This window comes from Mycobacterium mantenii (assembly GCF_001667865.1).
GTDB classification, from domain to species: Bacteria; Actinomycetota; Actinomycetes; order Mycobacteriales; family Mycobacteriaceae; genus Mycobacterium; species Mycobacterium mantenii_A.
The window spans coordinates 1-19482 of record NZ_LZJP01000128.1 but is presented as its reverse complement, the minus strand read 5'-3'; the positions used below and the strand labels follow the sequence as shown (position 1 = coordinate 19482).

Sequence of the window (19482 nt, the reverse complement as noted above, 5' to 3'; positions counted from 1 at the left end):
ACCGCCAATCGATTTCCGCTGCATCGGGCAGGCCGGTCGTAAAATAACGGCAATGCCCAAAACTGCGGGTGCAGCGCTTCCGCCGGGGCCCCGCCTGCCCCGGGCAGTCCAGGCCGCATTCATGTTGCAGCGCGGGTCGCACTTCGTCGCCGCCTGCCGGCGTCGTTACGGGAACGTGTTCACGCTGCGCGTCGCTGGGATGGGCACGCTGGTGTATCTGGCCGATCCGGCCGACATCAAGACCGTATTCGCAGGCGACCCGCGAACCTTCCACGCCGGCGAGGCCAATGCGATTTTGGGCGGGCTGCTCGGCGACACCTCTCTTCTGGTGATCGACGAAGATGTCCATCGCGATCGGCGACGGCTGATGCTGCCGCCATTTCATCGCGACGCCGTCGCGCGCCAGGCCGGGCTGATGGCCGAGATCGCCGCGGCGAAGATCGCGGGGTGGCCGGTGGGCAAGAGCTTCGCGGCTGCGCCCAAGATGTCGGAGATCACCCTGGAGGTGATTTTGCGGACTGTCATCGGCACCACCGACCCTGCCCGGCTTGCTGCGCTGCGTTCGATCATGCCGCGGCTGCTCACCGTGGGCCCGTGGGCGACCCTGGCGTTGGCGAAGCCGGACCTGCAGCGCCTCTTTCCGTGGCGGGGGCTGCAACGGCGGATGGCCGAAGCCGACCGCCTGCTCTCCGCCGAGATCGCCGAGCGCCGCGCGGACCCGGACCTGGCCGAACGAACCGACGTGCTGGCCATGTTGGTCCGCGCCGACGACGGCGGGCGCAAGATGTCCGATCGGGAGCTGCGGGACCAGCTGATGACGTTACTGGTGGCCGGGCACGACACGACAGCGAACGGGTTGTCCTGGGCGCTGGAACGGTTGACCCGTCACCCGGCCGTGCTCGCCAAGGCCGTAGCCGCCGCGGAGGCCAGCGCGGCGGGCGATCCCGCGGGCGACGCGTATCTCGATGCGTTGGTGAAGGAGACGTTGCGAATCCGTCCGGTGGTGTTCGACGTCGGACGGGTGCTCACCGAACCGGCCGACGTGGCCGGCTACCGGCTGCCGGCCGGGGTCATGGTGGCGCCCGGAATCGGCTTGGTGCACACCAGCGCCGCTGTGTACCCGGATCCGGACCGATTCGACCCGGACCGGATGCTGGGCGCCACCCTGAGCCCGACCACCTGGTTCCCGTTCGGTGGCGGCAACCGGCGCTGTCTGGGCGCCGGCTTCGCCATGGTCGAGATGCGCGTGGTGTTGCGCGAGATCCTGCGCCGCGCGGAGTTAGACACCACCGCCGCGGCCGGCGAACGACAGAAGCTGAAGTTCGTTGTGCTGGTGCCGCATCGCGGCGCACGCATTCGACTGAGGGCGATCAGGGATGTCCCCGCACCAGCGGCCACGGACACGCAGGCGCCGGCCCGCTAGTGTCGCGCGTCTGAAATATGTTTACGGGTGTGGGGTGAGGTTTCGTCGGCGGTCTTGGTCCATGTGAATGGGTGGCAGCGTTGGTTCCAGCCGTCGATGAATGCGCCGATGGCCGCCATGAGTACGTTGACGCTGTCGAATGAACCTCGGCGGATGGCTTGGCGGGTGATGATCGAGAAGAACACCTCGACCAGGTTGATCCAGGATCCTGAGGTCGGGGTGACATGCACTAGTTCTGACGGCGGTGACGGGTTTCGCGTGCCAGCGGTTTGGGACCCAGTCGCGATTATGGATATCGAAAACGCATAGCGAAATCACTTGTGCCACTGTGGTTTCAACGGCCACAATGCGGGGATTTCTGTCGGTGGGCTTCGATAGTTTCGGGGTGTGAGTGTAGATCGGGAGGCCCTGTCGGCGGCGTTCGACGCGATCGATGCTGCCCTCGACGACCTGGTCGGGTATGACTGCGATGCGTTGGCCACCCGCGAGCAGTTGGCGATGCTGGAGCGCTGCGAGAAGGTGCGTCGCCGGTTGCCGGCCATCGAACACCCGCTGATCAATTCCCTTGCCCGCCAGGCCCCGTCCGAGGAACTCGGCGGCTCAGTGGTCCATGCCATCGCCGAAGCCACTTTGATCAGCCGCCCCGAAGCCTCCCGGCGCATCAAAGAGGCGCGCGATCTAGGCCCACGCCACGGCCTGACCGGCGAGCCCATCGCGCCCGCACTCGCCGCCACCGCGGCCAGACAGCGCGCGGGAGAGCTCGGCTCTGGTCAGGTGGCGGTGATCCGCAAGTTCTATCACCAGCTGCCCGGCTGGATCGACGCGCCCACCCGCGAGCAGGCCGAGGCCAAACTCGCCACGGAAGGAACCCGGTATCGGCCCGAGCAACTGGGCAAGCTGGCCGACGTCCTGGCCGATTGCCTGAACCCCGACGGCGCCTTCACCGACGAGGACCGGGCTCGGCAACGCGGCCTGACGCTGGGCAACCAGCAGCCCGACGGCATGTCGGCGTTGCGTGGCTGGCTCACGCCCGAAGCACGCGCCACGTTCGAAGCCGTGCTGGCCAAACTCGCGGCACCGGGCATGTGCAATCCCCTGGACGACACCCCATGTGTGGATGGGGCTCCCAGCCAAGAGGCGATCGAACACGATCCGCGATCCGCGGCCCAACGCAACCACGACGGACTGCTGGCCGCGCTACGCGCGGTGCTGGCCTCTGGAAAGTTGGGGCAGCACAACGGGCTGCCGGCCTCCATCGTCGTCACCACCACGCTGCAGGAGTTGGAGGCCGCGGCCGGTCGGGGGCTGACCGGCGGCGGCACGATACTGCCGATGAGCGACGTGATCCGCCTGGCCCGCCACGCCCGTCACTACCTGGCGATCTTCGAAAAGGGCAAGGCGCTGGCGCTGTATCACACCAAGCGGCTCGCCTCACCCGGGCAGCGAATTGTGTTGTACGCCAAGGATCGCGGCTGTTCGGCTCCGGGCTGCACCGTGCCCGGCTACTACTGCGAGGTCCACCACGTCACCGATTACGCCAAGTGTCGCACCACCGACGTGGATGACCTGACCTTCGCCTGCGGACCGCAACACCGCCTCCTGCAACCGGGCGGCTGGAGCACCCGCAAGAACGCCAGGGGCGACACCGAATGGATCCCGCCCCCGCACCTGGACCGAGGCCAACCGCGAATCAACACCTTCCATCACCCCGAGAAGCTGCTTTGCGACGAAGACGAGGAGGGAGACAACGAGGGCGAAGACCACAGTCCGGGGGCGGCATGACACGTGTGGGGGACCGGCGCTTGCGACGCCCGGTAATCGACGTGCCAGTGCTTGATGCCGTTGATGAACGACGACCGCAGCCGCTCGGGATCGGCCAGCGGAGTCAGGTCGGGCGCATGATCGGCGAGCGCGTTGAACATCAGGTCGATCGTCATGCGCGCCAGGTTCGCACCGATGCAGTAATGCGCCCCGGTGCCGCCGAAACCCAGATGCGGGTTGGGGCTGCGCAATATGTCGAACGCGTACGGGTCGTCGAAGACCTCTTCGTCGAAGTTGGCCGAGCGGTAGAACAGCACCACACGCTGGCCCCTGGCGATCCGGACCCCGCCAAGCTCGGTGTCCACCAGCGCGGTGCGCTGAAACGCCGTGATCGGTGTCGCCCAACGGATTATCTCGTCGGCCGTGGTCTTGGGCCGCTGCGCCCTGAACAATTCCCACTGCGCCGGGTGGTCGGTGAACGCCATCATGCCCTGCGTGATGGAGTTGCGGGTCGTCTCGTTTCCGGCGACGGCGAGCGTGACCACGAACATGCCGAACTCGGCCTCCGACAGGCTCTGGCCTTCGGCGTCGGCCCGGATCAGCGTGGTGACGATGTCGTCCCCCGGCTCTTCACGCTTGCGTGCGGCCAATTGCATGGCGTACCACATCAATTCACCCGCCGACGTCAGCGCGTCGTTGCCGGCGAACTCCGGGTCGTCGCTGCCGATCATGTTGTTCGTCCAGTCGAACAGCTTCTCGTAGTCCTCCTGCGGAACCCCGAGCAGACCGCAGATCGCCTGCAGCGGTAGCTCGCAGGCCACCTGACGCACGAAGTCGCCCGAACCGGCCGCCGCGGCGTCGGCCACAATGCGCCGCGCCCGCTCGCCGAGTTCGGCGCGCAGCCGCTCCACCGCGCGCGGAGTGAACGCCCGCGAGACGATCTTGCGCAGCCGGCTGTGCTCGGGGTCGTCCATCATGATCATCGACGCCCGTCCGGCCTCAATCTGGCCGTCGGCCAGGTCATTCCGGTAACGCGGAACAATCGACTTGGTCGCCGACGAGAAGACGTCGCTGCGCAACGAGACATCGCGGATGTCGCGGTGTTTGGTCACCACCCAAAAACCGCCGTCGCCGAAGCCGCCCTGATCGAGGGGCTGGTCGTTCCACCAGATGGGTTCCGTGGCGCGCAGTTCGGCGAATTCCCGCACCGGGAGCCGTTCGGCGTAGATGTCGGGATCGGTGAAATCGAAGCCCGGCGGAAGGTTCGGTGTCGCCATGGGATTGCTCCTCGACTCCCGCCGACCGGCCGCGGCGGTTAGCAAGATGGTAGCCGCGCCCGTTCGGATCGCCTAGCAATGCGCCGTCAGCTCGACACGGCCGCCGGCACGCTCTCGCGCCCACCCAGATTGCCCGCCGCGGTGGCGACGGCCCGCTCGATCTGGCGAAGGGAGTGCACGGCGGTGAGGAACCGCCGGATGTCGAGCGCGTCGTCCGGTGCGGCCTCGCGTTGCCGGGCAACGGCTTCCGCGGCGTCCAGCGCGTCGGTGGCGGATTCGATGGCGTGCGCGTGCGTGCCGTCGATCACCGCGATCAGGACGTCGATGTTGCGGCGAGTCTGAGCCGCGGCCGCGGTGAAGGCTGCGGCCAGCTCCGTGTCGCCGGACGGGTCGCAATGTTGCTCGCTGCTTCGGGCCAGGGTCCGTCCGTACCGGTCACATGCGGTGAACAGGCGCAGGCCACGCCGGATGTTGCGCCGGCCGGCGAACCCGGCGACGCCGGCCAGCAGCGGTTTGGCGGTGATCCTGAATTGCTGCAGGGCGCGGTCGAGTTCGCGGGCTTGTTCGGTCGGGCTGGCGGTGGCGCCGTCGTCGAACATCCTCGCGGTGGATATCTCGATCAGCGTGGACAGGGCCGTCAAGAAGTCCCGGGTGTCGTGGCGGATGGCCGTCCTGGTGTTCGTCGGCAGCACCAGGATGGCCGCGGCGACCCCGATCACGGCGCCCAGGGCGGTCTCCTCGATTCGCAGCAGCAACACGCCGAAACTGAACTGCCCGAGCAGCCCGTACAGCAACGCCAGCATCGCGGTGATCCAGAAGGTCATCAGGCTGTAGGTGACCGTCATGAAGTAGAAGGCGCAGAACAGGCACACGAAGATCATGGCGAGCGAGCCAAAGGTGTTGCCGGAGAACAGCGTCGCCACGAAGATCCCGCAGGGCACGCCGAGTATGGTGCCGAGCAGCCGTTGCCACCCTTTGGTGAGGGTTTCGCCCCACGAGTTGGTCCCGGCGAAGATGACGAACGCCGCGATGACGGCCCAGTACCAGCGGGCCGGTGACACGAGCTCACCGACCACGATCGCGAACGCCGCCGCGACGGAGACCTGGATCGCCTGCCGGGTGGTGGGCAGCAGACCGCCATCCCGTTGCCCGTCCGCCGGCTCGGTGGTGAGGTTGGGCAGCGCTGCGGGGTCGGGGCTTTCCGGGCCGGCGGGGGCGGGCAGCGCGCCGGTGGTGGCGCGTTCGACGATGGCCCGGACGTCGGCGGTCGCCTTGGCCGCGTTGATGATCCCGAGGGCGAGCCGGCGCACCGCGGTCGCGGCGCGGTCGTCGGTCTCGCCGGGCGCCAGGTCGAGTATCCGCTGGGCCTGATCGGCGACCTCGCGCAGTCGGGGCGGTTGTGGTTGGCGAATGGCACGGGCCAGCTGGGTCAGCGCGCCGACCAGCGAGGCCCGGGTCGATTCGGGTATTCGGTCGGCGACGCCGGCGACCTGCCGGGCGGAGGTGGCGACCCAGCCGATGGAAAGCTCGGCGTCGAACAGCCAGGGCGTCAGCTGTTCCGCGGTCACCCCGGGCCACAGGTCGCCCGGGTCGGCCTTGTCCTCGATCTGGCTCAGTACCATCAGCGCGGTCTCGTTGAGTTGGTTCGTGCGTCGGCCCAGGCGACGACGCCGCTTGTCGTCCAGGCGGCCGGTCCGCACGGCCTCGGCCGCGGTGTCGACCACGATGGCCATCCGCGCCCGCAACGCCCGAATGGTGGCGCGCAGCACCCGCTCCGGCCGGTCCGGCAGCACGTAGGTGCTCATCACGAACGTGCACACGGTGCCCACCGCGACCGCCCCGATCATCCAGGGCAGCTCCGCGAGGCGGGCCCGCAGATACAGCGTGAAGAAGTAGGACATGAATGCGACCATGCCCAGCGCCCTGCCCCGCGCCCCGTAGCGCCGGATGTATGCCGCGGTGAACACGACGCCGACGAAGACGACGTCGCTGGCAACCGTGTGCGGCGCCAGCACCGCGGCGGCGGTGATCGACGCCGCGGCGGGCAGGGGCAGCAGCGCCATGGTGATCCGCTGCTGGCGCGGGTCGGGTTCGTTGACGGAGCGTGACGCGACCATGGTGATGACGACGCCCAGCAGGGCGACGGTCAGCGGTTGTCCCGTCGCCCTGGTCAGCAGGTACAGCACCAGCAGTGAAAGGCCGAGCGCGGCGGTCGTCCGAGTCGCCATGCGCAGCCGAAGCAAGCCAGGATCGGAGCCGATCAGCCAGTTGCGGGCGCGTTCGTAAAGAACAGTTATCCGGATGACCGCCTCTCTTGCGCTTACCCCACATGGTTACCCGAACCGTGCCGCGGCGACCAAGCTAGTCTTCGACATCGTGACGGGGCCGACTCGGGCGAACCTGGCTGACGGTCGTGAGCTGCTGTTCTTCGCGCTGCCGGGGCATCGCCCGGCGCCGGTCGAAGACCGCCGGCCGCTGTCGGCGCGTGCCACGGAGCCCGCTGCGCAGTCGCAGTTGCGATTCGACCGGTCCACCGGGCAGTGGGTGATCATCGCGGCGCTGCGCCAGGACCGGACCTACAAGCCGCCGCCGGAGGCGTGCCCGCTTTGCCCGGGCCCGACCGGGCTGACCAGCGAGGTGCCCGCCCCCGACTACGACGTCGTCGTGTTCGAGAACCGATTCCCCAGCCTGTCCGGCGCGCTGCCCGGCACAGCGCCCATGCCCGCCTTGGCGCCCGTGCCCGCCGGGGAAGGCTTCGTGACCGCGCCCGGGCTCGGCCGCTGCGAGGTGATCTGTTTCTCCGCCGACCACACCGGGTCCGTCGCCGGGCTCAAGCCGGCGCACGCGCGGCTGGTCGTCGAGGCGTGGCGGCATCGCACCGCCGACCTGATGGCCAGGCCGGGCATCGAGCAGGTGTTCTGCTTCGAGAACCGCGGCGAGGAAATCGGGGTGACGTTGACCCATCCGCACGGTCAGATCTACGGCTATCCCTATCTGACGCCGCGCACCGCCACCATGCTGGAGCAGGCGCGTCAGCATCGAAAACGGCACGGCAGCAACCTGTTCGGTGATCTGCTGTCCCGCGAGATCGACGACGGCGACCGCATCATCGCGCGCAACGAGCTGTTCACCGCCTTCGTGCCGTTCGCGGCGCGCTGGCCGGTGGAGGTGCACATCTACCCGAACCGGTTCGTGCGCAACCTGACCGAGCTGGGCGAGGACGAACTGGACGCGTTCGTGCACGTCTACCTCGACGTGCTCGGGCGCTTCGACCGAATGTATTCCGCACCGCTGCCCTACATTTCGGCGCTGCATCAATACGCCGACACCGACGCCCAGGCCGAGGGCTACTTCCACGTCGAGTTGATGTCCATCCGGCGCAGCGCCACCAAGCTCAAGTACCTGGCGGCCTCCGAGTCGGCGATGGATGCATTCATCGGTGACGTGCTGCCGGAAAGCGTGGCCCAGCGGCTGCGGGAACTGCGATGACGATCCGCTACGCCGCGCCGGGGCGGATCAATCTGATCGGTGAACACACCGACTACAACCTGGGTTTCGCGCTGCCGATCGCACTACCGCAGCGCACCGTGGTCACTTTCACGCCCACCGACGACGATGCGATCACCGTGGTCAGCGACCGCGCGGATGCCCCGGTGCGCGTTCGGATCGGCACCGTTCCCGGTGAGGTGGCCGGCTGGGCGGCCTACGTGGCGGGGGTGATGTGGGCGCTGCGTCAAGGCGGCCACCCGGTGCCCGGCGGCACGATGTCGATCACCAGCGACGTGGAAATGGGGTCGGGGCTGTCGTCCTCGGCGGCGCTGGAATGCGCGGCGCTGGGCGCGATCACGTCGGCCATCGGTGTCCGCATCGACGCCAAGGACCAGGCCCGGTTGGCTCAGCGCGCCGAAAACGAGTATGTCGGAGCGCCAACGGGTTTGCTTGACCAGCTCGCCTCCCTCTTCGGCCGCGAAGCGACGGCGGTGCTGATCGACTTCTCCGACCTCACCGTCACACCCGTGGTGTTCGACCCGGACGCCGCGGGTGTCGCGCTGTTGCTGATCGACTCGCGGGAGCGCCACCGGCACGCCGGCGGCGACTACGCGGCGCGCCGCACGTCGTGCGAGCGGGCCGCCGCCGACCTGTCGGCGACGTCGCTGCGTGCGGTGCAGGACACCGCGGGCCGTGCCGGGCCCGACGTCCTGTCCGCGGTGCGGGACCCCACCGACGCCCGTCGCGCCCGCCACGTGCTGACCGAAAACCAGAGGGTCATCGATTGCGTTGCGGCGCTGCGGGCTTCGGACTACCGCGAAGCCGGGCGGATTTTCACCGCCTCGCACGCCTCCATGCGCGACGATTTCGACATCACCACCGAACGCATCGACCTGATCGCCGACACCGCGGTGCGCGCCGGCGCGCTCGGCGCGCGGATGACCGGCGGCGGCTTCGGCGGGTGCGTGATCGCCCTGGTTCCGCTGGGCCGCGTGGACACGGTCGGCGAGGCGGTGCAACGGGCCGCGGCCGCCGCCGGCTTCGAGCAACCCACCGTCACCCGAACCCGCGCGGCCGCCGGCGCGGGCCCCGCGTGAGTGAACGAGCCGACCGGCTACGTCGAAGTTCGGGCATACGCCGAACTCAATGACTTCGTGGCCGCGCCGCTGCGCGGGCACACGGTGCGCCGGCCCTTCCGGCCCCACCAGACCGTCAAAGACGTGTTGGAGGCGATGGGAATCCCGCACACCGAGGTCGACCTGATCCTGGTGAACGGTGCCGCCCGGGGGTTCGATCACCGCCCGCGCTTCGGCGACCGCATCGCCGCCTATCCGGTGTTCGAGGGGCTCGACATCGGCCCGACCGCGAGGTTGCGGCCCGTGCCGCTGCGCGAGCCGCGTTTCGTCGTCGACGTGAACCTCGGCCGGCTGGCGTGGCTGTTGCGGCTGTTCGGATTCGACGTGTGGTGGTCCCACGACGCCGACGACAAGACCCTGGCCGACATCAGCGTCGAGCAGCGGCGAATTCTGCTGACCCGCGACCGCGGCCTGTTGAAGCGCCGCGCCGTCACCCATGGTCTGTTCGTGCGCCCCGACGATCCCGAGGAGCAGGCACTCGCCGTCATCCGACGGCTCGACCTGCGGCAGCGACTGGCACCGCTGACCCGGTGCGTGCGCTGCAACGGAACTTTGACCGCGGTCGCCAAGGACGAGGTGATCGACCAGCTGGAGCCGCTGACCCGCGAGCACTACGACGACTTCAGCCGGTGTACGCAATGCGGCCGGATCTATTGGCCCGGGTCGCACCACGCCAAGTTGGTCGCCCTCGTCGAAGAACTGCGGCGGCGGATCTGACCGGAAAAGTTACTCGCCCGGCAATTTCGTCGTTCCGGGCATGACCAGTGGTCAGGAAATGTAGCGTAACCGCCATGGAGTTATTCCACTCCTGCAGGCGCAGTCCCGGTCTTCTCGCCCGGGCGGTAGCGATCCACGTGCGGTCGCTACCGATTACTGCCGTCAGCTCCTTCGCCGACGACGTGAAACGTTCGCTGTGGCTTGGAAATTAGACGGCCAAGCCGCGGCGATCGAGCGGGGTCTGGCCGGCGCTACGCCACAATGCGCGGGCTGGTTCCGCTTCTACTTCGAGGGCCACCGCTGGGTCTGGTCCGACCAGGTACAACGCATGCACGGGTACCAGCCCGGCACCGTGACACCCACCACCGAGCTGGTGCTCGCGCACAAGCATCCGGCCGATCGTCCCCAGGTGACCGACGGCATCAACGACATGATCAAGCGCCGCCAGGCGTTCTCCACGCGGCATCGCATCGTCGACACCGGCGGCATGATCCACCACGTCCTCGTGGTGGGCGACCAATTCTGCGATGACGACGGCAAAGTCGTCGGGACCCACGGCTTCTACATCGAAGTCACGCCGGCACCCACCCGCAGCCGCGAGGACTCCATCAGCGCGAAAGTCGCCGAGATCGCCGGGCGGCGCGGCGTGATCGACCGCACCAAAGGCATGTTGATGCTCATCTACGGCATCGACGAGGACGCCGCGTTCAACATGCTCAAAACGGTGTCCCAGACGCGAAACATCAAGCTCGGACTGCTCGCCCAACGGATCGCCGAGGACTTCGCGGCACTGGGCAAAGAGGTCATCACCGCGCGGTCGCGCTTCGACCAGCGCCTGCGTAGCGTGCAACCGCGCGGACCCGACGAGGCCGAGGGCGCCTGAGCGCTATTCGGCCGGACTCAGCCGGACCGCCCCTAGGTGCAGCCGGTCGACGGCCTCGGCGAACTCATCGCGGGTCGGTATGCGATGGTCGCGAAACTTCAGTCCGATCATGCGTTGTGCGCGCTGGACTCCGTAGGACTCGGCGCAGCGCAACAACAGATCGGCGACGGCGGCCCGGTCGCGGATGAGCTCACCGCGCATCGCCGTCGTCTTGGCGTCGTAGACAACCTGGACGGGGCCGCCGTCGCGGAAGTTCTGCTTCCAAGGATTGCCGGTCAGCGCGTACAGCTGGCCGTCAATCGTGTGAGCGCTCAACGGGATTGAATACGGGCGTCCCGTCTTGCGCCCGGTGAAACTCAACACCATGAACTGGTTGCGCGCGAGGCCGGCCAGCGGACTGCGCAGCAAGAATGCCATCATCGGATTGACCAGACGCATCAGTGCCGACGGCGGGTGCCCGGCTTCGACCGCATATGACTGCTCTGTCATGCGTTTCTCCTATGTCAACCCGGCTTTGCAGCCAGCGATGCGAGCCGCGGAGCTTGTCGGTCTCCGCGGCTCGCCTCGGGGGTCAGCCGGTGATGGTGGTTTGGTCGTCGATGATGTTGGTGGCGTCCATCAACGGGCCTTGATCGCTCTCCAGGCCGTCGGCGTTGAGTTGAAGCACATAGACCGCGCCTTGGCTCGGGATCACCACCGTCTTCTGCGCGATCACGCGGGTTTTGCCGCCCCGCTGGTACGTGCCGCCCACCTGCCAGGCCTGGAAACCGCCGAGCGTGGACGCGGAGCCGTCGCCGCCGCCCTGGTATCCGGGCAGATTCTGCACCTCGCCGGGGGCGTACTGGATGAGCTTGGCCGGGTCGACATTTCCGGTCAGTCTGGAGAACAACGCCGAGACGGTGGGCGGATCGGAGGGGTTGGCCGGCTGACTCTGCACGATGCCGCCATAGGAGGTGCCGGAGTTCTGGTTGAGCTGCCACCCCGCGGGCACCGGCAGGTCGACGTTCGGGCCGGGGTCGCCGTGGTGCACGGGCGTCTCGGAGATGTTGTTGTCCTTGACGTAGTCGGCGATCGTGTACTTGGCTTTCGCCGCGGGTGCCGTGCTGCTTTGCGACGACGTCGATGACACCGACGAGGTGGTCGTCGATGTTGACGTCGACGTCTTATCACCGGATTTGTGGTCGTGCCCGCAACCCACGAGCGCCAAACTCAGCGCCACAGAAATGGTTGCTAGAGTCAAATGTTTCATTAATCCAATCTCCCGAAAATTGGGGCTGGTACCAGCGCCAGCCATGGTGGGCATGACAGTAACCGAAATAAGCTGCGGGTTTGCCAGAATCTTTCGGAGTTTGTCTCGACGACGCCGCCGTCCGCCAATCGTTATCCAGTTCGTCGGCGAAAACACCTGCCGGAATGCGCCCCCATCCAGCCGTTATCGAGTATTAGACAGGTATGCGGTCGCGGCGGGCCCTCATTGCGGTCATCGCGGCGTCGGCTGTCTTCATGGTTTTCGTCATGGTCGCCGTCGCGCCGGCCCCGCCGAAGGGATACGACGGTCCGCCCCTGTTCGTGGCGAATCCGGTCGACCACGTCGCGACGCTGATCGGCACCGGGACGGGCGGCGAGACGGTCGGGGAGATCAACAACTTCCCGGGTGCCACGGTCCCGTTCGGGATGGTGCAGTACTCGCCGGACACCGCAGGCAACTACGCGGGCTACAACTACGACAACCCGCGCGCCACCGGGTTCAGCATGACCCACGCCTCGGTGGGATGCGCGGCGTTCGGCGACGTCTCGATGCTGCCAGTCACCGGAAAAATCGCGCCGCAGCCCTGGTCGGCCGCCGAGGAAATCGCCCACGACGACACCGAACAGGGCGTGCCCGGCTACTACGCGGTGCGCTTCCCCGGCACCGGGGTGAAAGCGGAACTCACCGCCACCGCGCACACGGGGGTCGGCCGATTCAGCTATCCGCACAACGGCCGCCCCGCCCTGCTCCAGGTGCGTTCCGGTTCGTCGCTGGCCGGCAATTCCCGTGCGACCATCCAGATCGGGGAGGACAACACCACGATCAGCGGGTGGGCCACCAGCGGGGGATTCTGCGACAAGCCGAACGCCTACACGGTGTATTTCGCGATGAAGTTCAGTCAGCCCTTCACGTCGTACGGATCCTGGGATGGCAGTGCGGTGTATGCCGGCGCCCGCAGCGCGAACGCACCGTACAGCGGCGGTTACGTCGAGTTCCCGGCCGGCTCGACGATCGAGGTGCGCACCGCGATCTCCTACGTCGGAATCGAGGGCGCGCGGGCGAACCTCGCGGCCGAGGGCGCGGCGGGCTTCGACGAGGTTCGCGCCGCGGCCTCCAGGGAATGGAACGCCGCGTTGTCCCGGGTGACGGTCGCCGGCCGAAATGTCGATGATCTGACGACGTTCTACACCTCACTGTATCGAACGATGTTGCACCCCAACATGTTCAACGATGCCGACGGCAGCTACGTCGGGTTCGACGGCTCCATCCACACGGTGGCCGCCGGCCACACGCAGTACGCCAACTTCTCCGACTGGGACACCTACCGATGCCTGGCGGCGTTGCAGGCGCTGCTGTTCCCCGAGCGGGCCAGCGACATGGCCCAGTCGCTGGTGAACGACGCCGAGCAGAGCGGCGCGCTGCCGCGCTGGGCGTTCGCCAATGCCGCGACGGGCGAGATGACCGGGGACAGCGTGGTGCCGCTCATCGCGAACCTGAACACGTTCGGAGCCAACGACTTCGACGTCAAAACGGCGTTGCGCTACATGGTGGATGGGGCCACCAAAGGTGGTGTCGGCCTGGACGGTTATGTGGAGCGCCGCGGCATCGCCACCTACCTGCGGTTCGGCTACGCGCCGTACACGCTGGAGTTCGCCCGCAACGGGTGGATCGCCGACGCGTCGATCACCCTGGAGTGGTCGATCGACGACTTCGCCATTTCCCGATTCGCCGACTCGCTGGGCGATGCCGCGACCGCCGCGGAATTCCAGGACCGGTCGCAGTATTGGCAGAATCTGTTCAACCCGACCACCCGGTCCGTCGTGCCGCGCAGCTGGACCGGCCTGTTCCGGCGCGGCCCGGCAGTCGTGGTGGCCCCGGAAAACTTCGGGCAGGTCGGCTACGACGAGGGCAACGCCGAACAATACGTCTGGTCGGTGCCGCACAACGTCGCGGGCCTGGTGACCGCGCTCGGCGGCCGCGGGGCCGTGGCCAACCGGCTGGACCGTTTCACCGAGCGGCTCAATGTCGGCCCCAACCGGCCGTATCTGTGGGCGGGCAACGAGCCGAGTTTCGGTGTGCCGTGGCTGTACAACTACATCGGCGAACCGTGGAAAACGCAGCACACCGTCGACCGGGTCCGGGGGCTCTTCGGTCCGACCGCCGACGGTGAGCCGGGCAACGACGACCTGGGCGCGCTGGCCAGCTGGTACGTGTGGGCGGCGCTGGGCCTGTACCCGGCCACCCCGGGAACGCCGATCCTCACCGTCGGCGCACCCCTTTTCGACAGCGCCGAAATCGCGCTTCCGGCAAACAAATCCATCCGGATCTCGGCCCCGGGCGCGTCGGGTCCGCGCCACCTCAAATACGTCAGCGGCCTGAAGGTCGACGGCCAGGCCACCGGCCACACGTGGCTGCCCGAGTCGATCATCCGCACCGGCGGCACGCTGGCGTTCTCGCTTGCCGCCTACCCCGACAAGCGTTGGGGCACAGCCGAAGACGATGCGCCACCGTCGTTCGGGGCGGGTAGTTCGGCGGTGGCCGTCAACCTGTCTACGCCCGTCGTCACGATCGCACCCGGGCACACCGGCAGCGTGACCCTCGACGCGCAACGCATGACCACCGGCGCTGACGGCTACGCCGTTGCGGGCACGTCATCGGATGCCGGGATCGGCGTCACGCCAACCTCTGGCCGATTCGCCGCCGACGGATCGGCCGGCGTCACCGTCCCGATCACCGTGGCACAGTCGGTGCCCGAGGATTACTACCTGGTGTATTTGACCACCACCGTCGGCCAAAGCGTGCGCACCTCAACCGTTCTCGTGGTCGCGCAGTCCGAATCCGAGAGCTAGGCCCTCAGACCATCTCGTTTTTGGTCAGCCACCGCATCACCGGCCAGCCGACGAAGACCGGGAGCCAACAGGTCAGCACCCGATACAGCAGGACGGACGGCACTCCGACGGCCGCCGGCACGCCGAACGCGGCCAGTCCGCCGATCAGCGCCGCCTCGACGGCCCCGACACCGCCGGGCGTGGGGGCGGCCGAGGCCAGGGTCCCGCCGACCATGGTGACCACGGTGACGGCGACGAAAGTCGTTCCGCCGCCGAAGGCTTCGATGCTGGCCCACAGCGCCAGCGCGGCGCCGAGCGTCGTTCCCGCGCAACCCAGCAGGATCAGGGCCAGCCGCCGCGGTTCGCGGGCGAGCTTGATTAGATCGGTCACGACCTCGTTCAGCTTGGGGCGCACCTCGGTCGCCAGCCACTTGCGCAGGGTGGGCACGAACAGGAACGTGCCGACGATGCCCAGCGCGACCCCCGCGATCAGGTACAGCAATGTCGCGCTCGGGACGAAATGGCGCAGGTTCATCGAGGCTCCGGCGGCGGCGCTGAACACCACCAGCAGCGCAAGGTGGGCGATCACCTGTACCGACTGCTGCAGCGCCACCGCCGCGGTCGCTCGCATCGCCGACAACCCGCTCTTCTGCAAAAATCGCGTGCTCAGCGCCAGCCCGCCGACGCCGGCCGGGGTGGTAGTCGCGGCAAAAGTGTTGGCCACCTGGGCGATTGACAGCGTCCAGAAGTTCACCATGCCGTCGGCGCAGGCCCACAACGCGGCGGCCGCACCGACGTAGGTCAGCGCCGACACCAACAGGCCCAGCAGGGACCACGACCAGTTCGCATGCCTCAGCTGGGAGAAGAACGTCGGCGCCGTGCTGATGAACGGATACGCGACGTAGACCAGCGCGCCGAAGAGCACCAGCTGGACGATCTGGCTGCGGGTGAACCTGGTGATGGTCTGGGGCTTGATCTGGTCGGCACCGGTTTGGCGCTTGACCTCGGCCCGGGTGGCGGAGATGAGGGCACCGGAGTTCGGCACAGACTTTCGAATAGACCGCGGCACAGCGACTTTCGTGAGCCGGCGGGACGCGCTCAGGATTGTGTCCTTGCCGAACGCCTCGATCGCCGCGCGCACCGCGGACTTCGGCTCGTACAGGGCGGAGGTGGTCACCAGCAGCTGTGCGATGTCGGACTGCAGTTGGGCATCGGTCGCTCCGTACTCGGCGCTGCCGAAGCCGCCGAACATCACGGTGTCGTCCTCCACCGTGATGTGGTGGCTGCGCAGGTCCCCGTGGGCGATCTGGCGGTCGTTGAGGACGCGCAGCGATTCCCACGGCCGGGCAACGGGAGTCGTCTTGGCGCATTCGTCGATGGGTGTTCCGCGCGGGGGCCGGTGCGAATACAGCATCCACCCGCGGTCCAGCGGCGCGACGGCGACCGTCGCCGTGTTGGCCAGACCCGCCTCGCCGATGGCGATCGCCATCAGCGCCCGATGCTCCACGGCCCGGCGCATGGAGGTCACCAGGGGTGCGGTCTCGGCGTCGCGCAGCTTCAGCTTCCCCCACAACTGACGCAACGCCCCGCCGCTGCGTTGATGCGGGCCGTACAACTCGATCAGCGCTGTCTCGCCGAGATGTTCGCCGTCAGCCGAAAGAATCAGCGGGCCGCGCCCGGCCGGCCGCACCACCGTGAGCCGCGAAACGGCGAAGCCGCCCTTGGCCAGGGCACGGACCGCGGCTTCCAGCGGCACCTCGAGCGCGGGAGTGCCGACGATGAGCACCACCAGCGCGCCGACCACCCACCCGACCGCCAGGCCCACCAGCGAGCGCGCCGGGACGATGGCACTGACCACCAGGTGGATGGGCACGAAGGCCAGTAACAGCGCCCACCACCAGCGCCGCCACCGCGCCGGCAGCCAGGGGCCCGAAACCGTGAGCACGGCCGCCAGCATCCCGATCCACCGCGGGTCGTCGAGCAACTGCGCCGGCAGCGTGGTCAGCCGGTCGAGGGCGTCGAAGTGCCACCGCGGCGCGGACAGGCCGGTACCGCTGATCGACAACAACAGGATGGCGCTCAACCCCGCGGCGGCATACGCGCCCAGCAGCTTCCACTGCCCGGCGACGATCAGGCCGATCAGGATCACGAATGGCAATGCCACGATCGCCAATCCGTAGATCAGGTACACCGCATCGGATTGCGTCGGCGATAAAACACCGACGATCTGCGAGACGGATTTCTCCAGCGCGATCCATTGCGGACGGGTGATTACCGAACCCGTGATCACCAGTGCCAGAAAGAGCACTGCCAGTATCAGCCGCAGGATGTCGTTGGTCCGTCGGGTCAGTGGCTGCAGCAAGCTGCCGGAAACGATGATCTCGCGCCCGTCAACTCGCATGTATCAACGATCCTTTGAGTTCGCGCTGCACGCTGCTTCCGGCCTGCTGGCCCGCGGACAAGTTAACTTAAATACCCGGTCCGTTGACAGCTCCCAGTCATCCGGCGCGCGTAGGGTCGGTTAGGTAGGCGTGCTAGCGAATTGGGGAGGGCACCGGCGTGGCCAGGACGGACGACGACAGCTGGGAGATCACCGAGAGCGTGGGGGCGACGGCTCTCGGCGTGGCGGCGGCCCGGGCCGCCGAGACCGAGAGTGAGAATCCGCTGATCAGCGACCCGTTCGCGCGGGTGTTCCTGCAGGCGGCCGGGGAAGGCATGTGGGACTGGTTCGCGGCTCCCAATCTGCCCGCCCAGATCGCCGAGCTCGAACCGGACCTGAAGCCGCGGATGCAGGGGATGGTCGACTACATGGCCGCGCGGACGGCGTTCTTCGACAAGTTCTTCCTCGACGCGGTCGGCGCGGGCGTGCGGCAGGTGGTGATTCTGGCGGCGGGGCTGGACTCCCGCGCCTGGCGGCTGCCGTTCCGCGAAGACGGGCCGGATGCCACCACCGTGTACGAGTTGGACCAGCCGCGGGTCCTGGACTTCAAGGCGGCGACGCTACGCGACAAGGGCGCCCAGCCAACCTGCAAGCTCGTCAACGTTCCCGTCGACCTGCGCCACGACTGGCCGTCCGCCTTGCAGCAGGCCGGATTTGACGCCTCTGCGCCCAGCGTGTGGTCGGCGGAGGGGCTGTTGCCGTTTCTGCCGGCGGCCGCGCAGGAGCTGCTGTTCGACCGGGTACAGGCGCTCAGCGCGCCAGGCAGCCGGATCGCCGTGGAGGCGCCCGGCCCCGACTTCCTCGACGAGGAGGCCCGGAACCGGCAACGTCAGACCATGCAGCGGGTGCGCGACCTGATGGCCGAACTGGACCCCGAGCGCGACATTCCCGACGTGCAAGACCTGTGGTACTTCGAGGAACGCGAAGACGTGGGTGACTGGCTGGGCCGGCACGGCTGGGAGGTGACGGTCACCCCGGCGCCGGAGCTGATGGCCGGCTACGGCCGCAGGCCACCACAGGGCATCGACGACGCCACGCCGCAGACGCTGTTCGTGGCGGCGCAACGGACGGGAGGGAACTGACCGTGGCGAGAACCGACAACGACAGCTGGGAGATCACCGAAAGCGTGGGCGCGACCGCGCTCGGGGTGGCCTCGGCCCGCGCCGCGGAGACCCGCAACGAAAACCCTTTGATCACAGATCCATTCGCCCAGGTGTTCCTCGATGCCGCCGGCGACGGCGTGTGGAATTGGCACTCCGGGGCGCAGTTGCCGCCCGAGATCGTCGAAGCCGAGCCGACGTTGCCGCTGCAGATGCAGTCGATGGTCGGTTACATGGCCTCGCGCACGGCGTTTTTCGACAAGTTCTTCCTCGACGCCACCGGTGCGGGCATCCGCCAGGCGGTGATCCTGGCGGCCGGCCTGGACGCGCGGTCCTGGCGGTTGCCCTGGCCGGCGGGCACCACGGTCTACGAGCTCGACCAGACCCGCGTCCTGGACTTCAAGGCGTCCACCCTGGCCGACCATGGGGCACAACCCGCCTGCAACCGCGTCCCGGTTCCGGTGGACCTGCGCCAGGATTGGCCGACCGCGTTGCGGCAGGCGGGTTTTGACCCGTCGGCGCCCAGCGTTTGGTCGGCCGAGGGATTGATGCCGTATCTGCCCGCGACCGCCCAGGAGTTACTGTTCGACCGCATCCAGGGGCTGACCGTTCCGGGCAGCCGGGTCGCCGTCGAGGCGCTGGGCCCGAAGTTCCTCGATCCGCAGGCCCGCGCCAAGCGCCGTGAGCGGATGGACCGGATCCGCGCGCTGATGACCGGAGTGGATCCGGACCGCGAGCTGCCCCGGACCGACGAGCTCTGGTATTTCGAGGAACGCGAGGACGTCGGCCAGTGGTTCGGCCGCCACGGCTGGGACGTGACGGTGACGCCGGCCGACGAGTTGATGGCCGGCTACGGGCGCGCGGCGCCCGAGGAGGTCCGGGACTACGTGCCCGGGAACCTGTTCGTGGCCGCGCAACGGGCCGGGGGCTAACGCCGTTAATCCCTTGTGCTACTTCATTTCAGGTCGTCGACGGTGCGGGTCTGGTTGTCGACCCAGGTGCCTATGACCCGGTAGGTAACCGTTAGTGTGATCGAATTCCTCGATGCTCCAACGTGTTTGAGCTTGGATGCATTGCCGGCGGTGGCCGGCCCCAGTAATCGGGGTTAGTTGTTGGTTGGTGGTGGTTGGGGTTGGAAGGGTGTGTACCACCACCAGTCGGCGCGTTCGCCGGTCGGTC

Annotated in this window: 14 protein-coding genes and 2 pseudogenes; 9 read left to right on the top strand and 7 right to left on the bottom strand. The window is 68.0% G+C overall.

Going from position 1 to position 19482, the window contains the following annotated elements:
• Window positions 1-52 precede the first annotated feature (52 nt).
• Complete coding sequence (locus A5688_RS24560; RefSeq protein WP_067837258.1) at window positions 53-1423, top strand: cytochrome P450; 1371 nt, start codon at window positions 53-55, stop codon at window positions 1421-1423.
• Here the strand turns inward: A5688_RS24560 and A5688_RS24555 are convergent.
• A pseudogene (locus tag A5688_RS24555) lies at window positions 1420-1650 on the bottom strand (IS630 family transposase); the annotation flags it as partial. The gene A5688_RS24560 and the pseudogene A5688_RS24555 sit on opposite strands and share 4 nt — an antisense overlap.
• A 160-nt stretch (window positions 1651-1810) precedes the next feature.
• On the opposite strand from A5688_RS24555, the gene A5688_RS24550 reads away from it, so the two are divergent.
• Window positions 1811-3205, top strand: coding sequence for an HNH endonuclease signature motif containing protein (locus A5688_RS24550; RefSeq protein WP_068268296.1), 1395 nt, complete (start codon window positions 1811-1813; stop codon window positions 3203-3205).
• A gap of 5 nt (window positions 3206-3210) precedes the next feature.
• Here A5688_RS24550 and A5688_RS24545 read toward each other — a convergent pair.
• A pseudogene (locus A5688_RS24545) lies at window positions 3211-4461 on the bottom strand (cytochrome P450); the annotation flags it as partial.
• 86 nt (window positions 4462-4547) lie between these two features.
• On the bottom strand, window positions 4548-6725 hold the full coding sequence (locus A5688_RS24540; protein WP_067907488.1) for an FUSC family protein: 2178 nt from the start codon (window positions 6723-6725) through the stop codon (window positions 4548-4550).
• A gap of 37 nt (window positions 6726-6762) precedes the next feature.
• On the opposite strand from A5688_RS24540, the gene galT reads away from it, so the two are divergent.
• The 4 genes from galT to A5688_RS24520 all read left to right on the top strand — a co-directional run bounded on the left by galT (window position 6763) and on the right by A5688_RS24520 (window position 10686).
• Window positions 6763-7950: a galactose-1-phosphate uridylyltransferase gene (galT, locus tag A5688_RS24535; RefSeq protein WP_067837265.1), complete on the top strand. Its 1188-nt coding sequence runs from the start codon at window positions 6763-6765 to the stop codon at window positions 7948-7950.
• Complete coding sequence (locus tag A5688_RS24530; RefSeq protein WP_067907486.1) at window positions 7947-9047, top strand: galactokinase; 1101 nt, start codon at window positions 7947-7949, stop codon at window positions 9045-9047. The genes galT and A5688_RS24530 overlap by 4 nt, the downstream gene beginning before the upstream one ends.
• On the top strand, window positions 9048-9803 hold the full coding sequence (locus tag A5688_RS24525) for a Mut7-C RNAse domain-containing protein (protein WP_067907484.1): 756 nt from the start codon (window positions 9048-9050) through the stop codon (window positions 9801-9803).
• A gap of 196 nt (window positions 9804-9999) precedes the next feature.
• On the top strand, window positions 10000-10686 hold the full coding sequence (locus tag A5688_RS24520) for a PAS and ANTAR domain-containing protein (protein WP_067837273.1): 687 nt from the start codon (window positions 10000-10002) through the stop codon (window positions 10684-10686).
• A 3-nt stretch (window positions 10687-10689) separates the two neighbouring features.
• Here A5688_RS24520 and A5688_RS24515 read toward each other — a convergent pair whose 3' ends face one another.
• Together A5688_RS24515 and A5688_RS24510 are read right to left on the bottom strand one after the other, a co-directional pair.
• The gene (locus A5688_RS24515; protein ID WP_067907481.1) at window positions 10690-11175 is read right to left on the bottom strand and encodes a hypothetical protein; all 486 of its coding nucleotides are present in this window, start codon (window positions 11173-11175) and stop codon (window positions 10690-10692) included.
• A gap of 82 nt (window positions 11176-11257) precedes the next feature.
• Window positions 11258-11935 carry an LpqN/LpqT family lipoprotein gene (locus A5688_RS24510; protein ID WP_067907478.1) on the bottom strand — a complete coding sequence of 226 codons (678 nt, stop codon included), beginning with the start codon at window positions 11933-11935 and terminating at the stop codon, window positions 11258-11260.
• Window positions 11936-12138: 203 nt separating this feature from the next.
• On the opposite strand from A5688_RS24510, the gene A5688_RS24505 reads away from it, so the two are divergent.
• Entirely contained in the window at window positions 12139-14784 is a 2646-nt protein-coding gene (locus A5688_RS24505; RefSeq protein WP_067907475.1) for a GH92 family glycosyl hydrolase, read from the top strand.
• Window positions 14785-14788: 4 nt separating this feature from the next.
• Here A5688_RS24505 and A5688_RS24500 read toward each other — a convergent pair whose 3' ends face one another.
• On the bottom strand, window positions 14789-17164 hold the full coding sequence (locus tag A5688_RS24500) for a lysylphosphatidylglycerol synthase transmembrane domain-containing protein (protein ID WP_067907472.1): 2376 nt from the start codon (window positions 17162-17164) through the stop codon (window positions 14789-14791).
• Window positions 17165-17322: 158 nt separating this feature from the next.
• Here A5688_RS24500 and A5688_RS24495 point away from each other — a divergent pair, with 158 nt between their 5' ends.
• Together A5688_RS24495 and A5688_RS24490 are read left to right on the top strand one after the other, a co-directional pair.
• A complete protein-coding gene (locus A5688_RS24495) occupies window positions 17323-18285 on the top strand; it encodes a class I SAM-dependent methyltransferase (protein ID WP_067837286.1) in 963 nt (320 codons plus the stop codon).
• A gap of 2 nt (window positions 18286-18287) precedes the next feature.
• On the top strand, window positions 18288-19235 hold the full coding sequence (locus A5688_RS24490) for a class I SAM-dependent methyltransferase (protein ID WP_067907469.1): 948 nt from the start codon (window positions 18288-18290) through the stop codon (window positions 19233-19235).
• A gap of 173 nt (window positions 19236-19408) precedes the next feature.
• Here the strand turns inward: A5688_RS24490 and A5688_RS28260 are convergent.
• Window positions 19409-19482, bottom strand: a 74-nt coding sequence (locus A5688_RS28260; protein ID WP_242660170.1) for a hypothetical protein, incomplete at its 5' end; no start/stop codon positions are given.

Bases quoted from the DNA above. Each gene is read 5' to 3' on its own strand.
- A5688_RS24560 (WP_067837258.1), top strand. From the start codon at position 53: ATGCCCAAAACTGCGGGTGCAGCGCTTCCGCCGGGGCCCCGCCTGCCC.
- galT (WP_067837265.1), top strand. From the start codon at position 6,763: ATGACCGCCTCTCTTGCGCTTACCCCACATGGTTACCCGAACCGTGCC.
- A5688_RS24530 (WP_067907486.1), top strand. From the start codon at position 7,947: ATGACGATCCGCTACGCCGCGCCGGGGCGGATCAATCTGATCGGTGAA.
- A5688_RS24515 (WP_067907481.1), bottom strand. From the start codon at position 11,175: ATGACAGAGCAGTCATATGCGGTCGAAGCCGGGCACCCGCCGTCGGCA.
- A5688_RS24510 (WP_067907478.1), bottom strand. From the start codon at position 11,935: ATGAAACATTTGACTCTAGCAACCATTTCTGTGGCGCTGAGTTTGGCG.
- A5688_RS24505 (WP_067907475.1), top strand. From the start codon at position 12,139: ATGCGGTCGCGGCGGGCCCTCATTGCGGTCATCGCGGCGTCGGCTGTC.
- A5688_RS24500 (WP_067907472.1), bottom strand. From the start codon at position 17,164: ATGCGAGTTGACGGGCGCGAGATCATCGTTTCCGGCAGCTTGCTGCAG.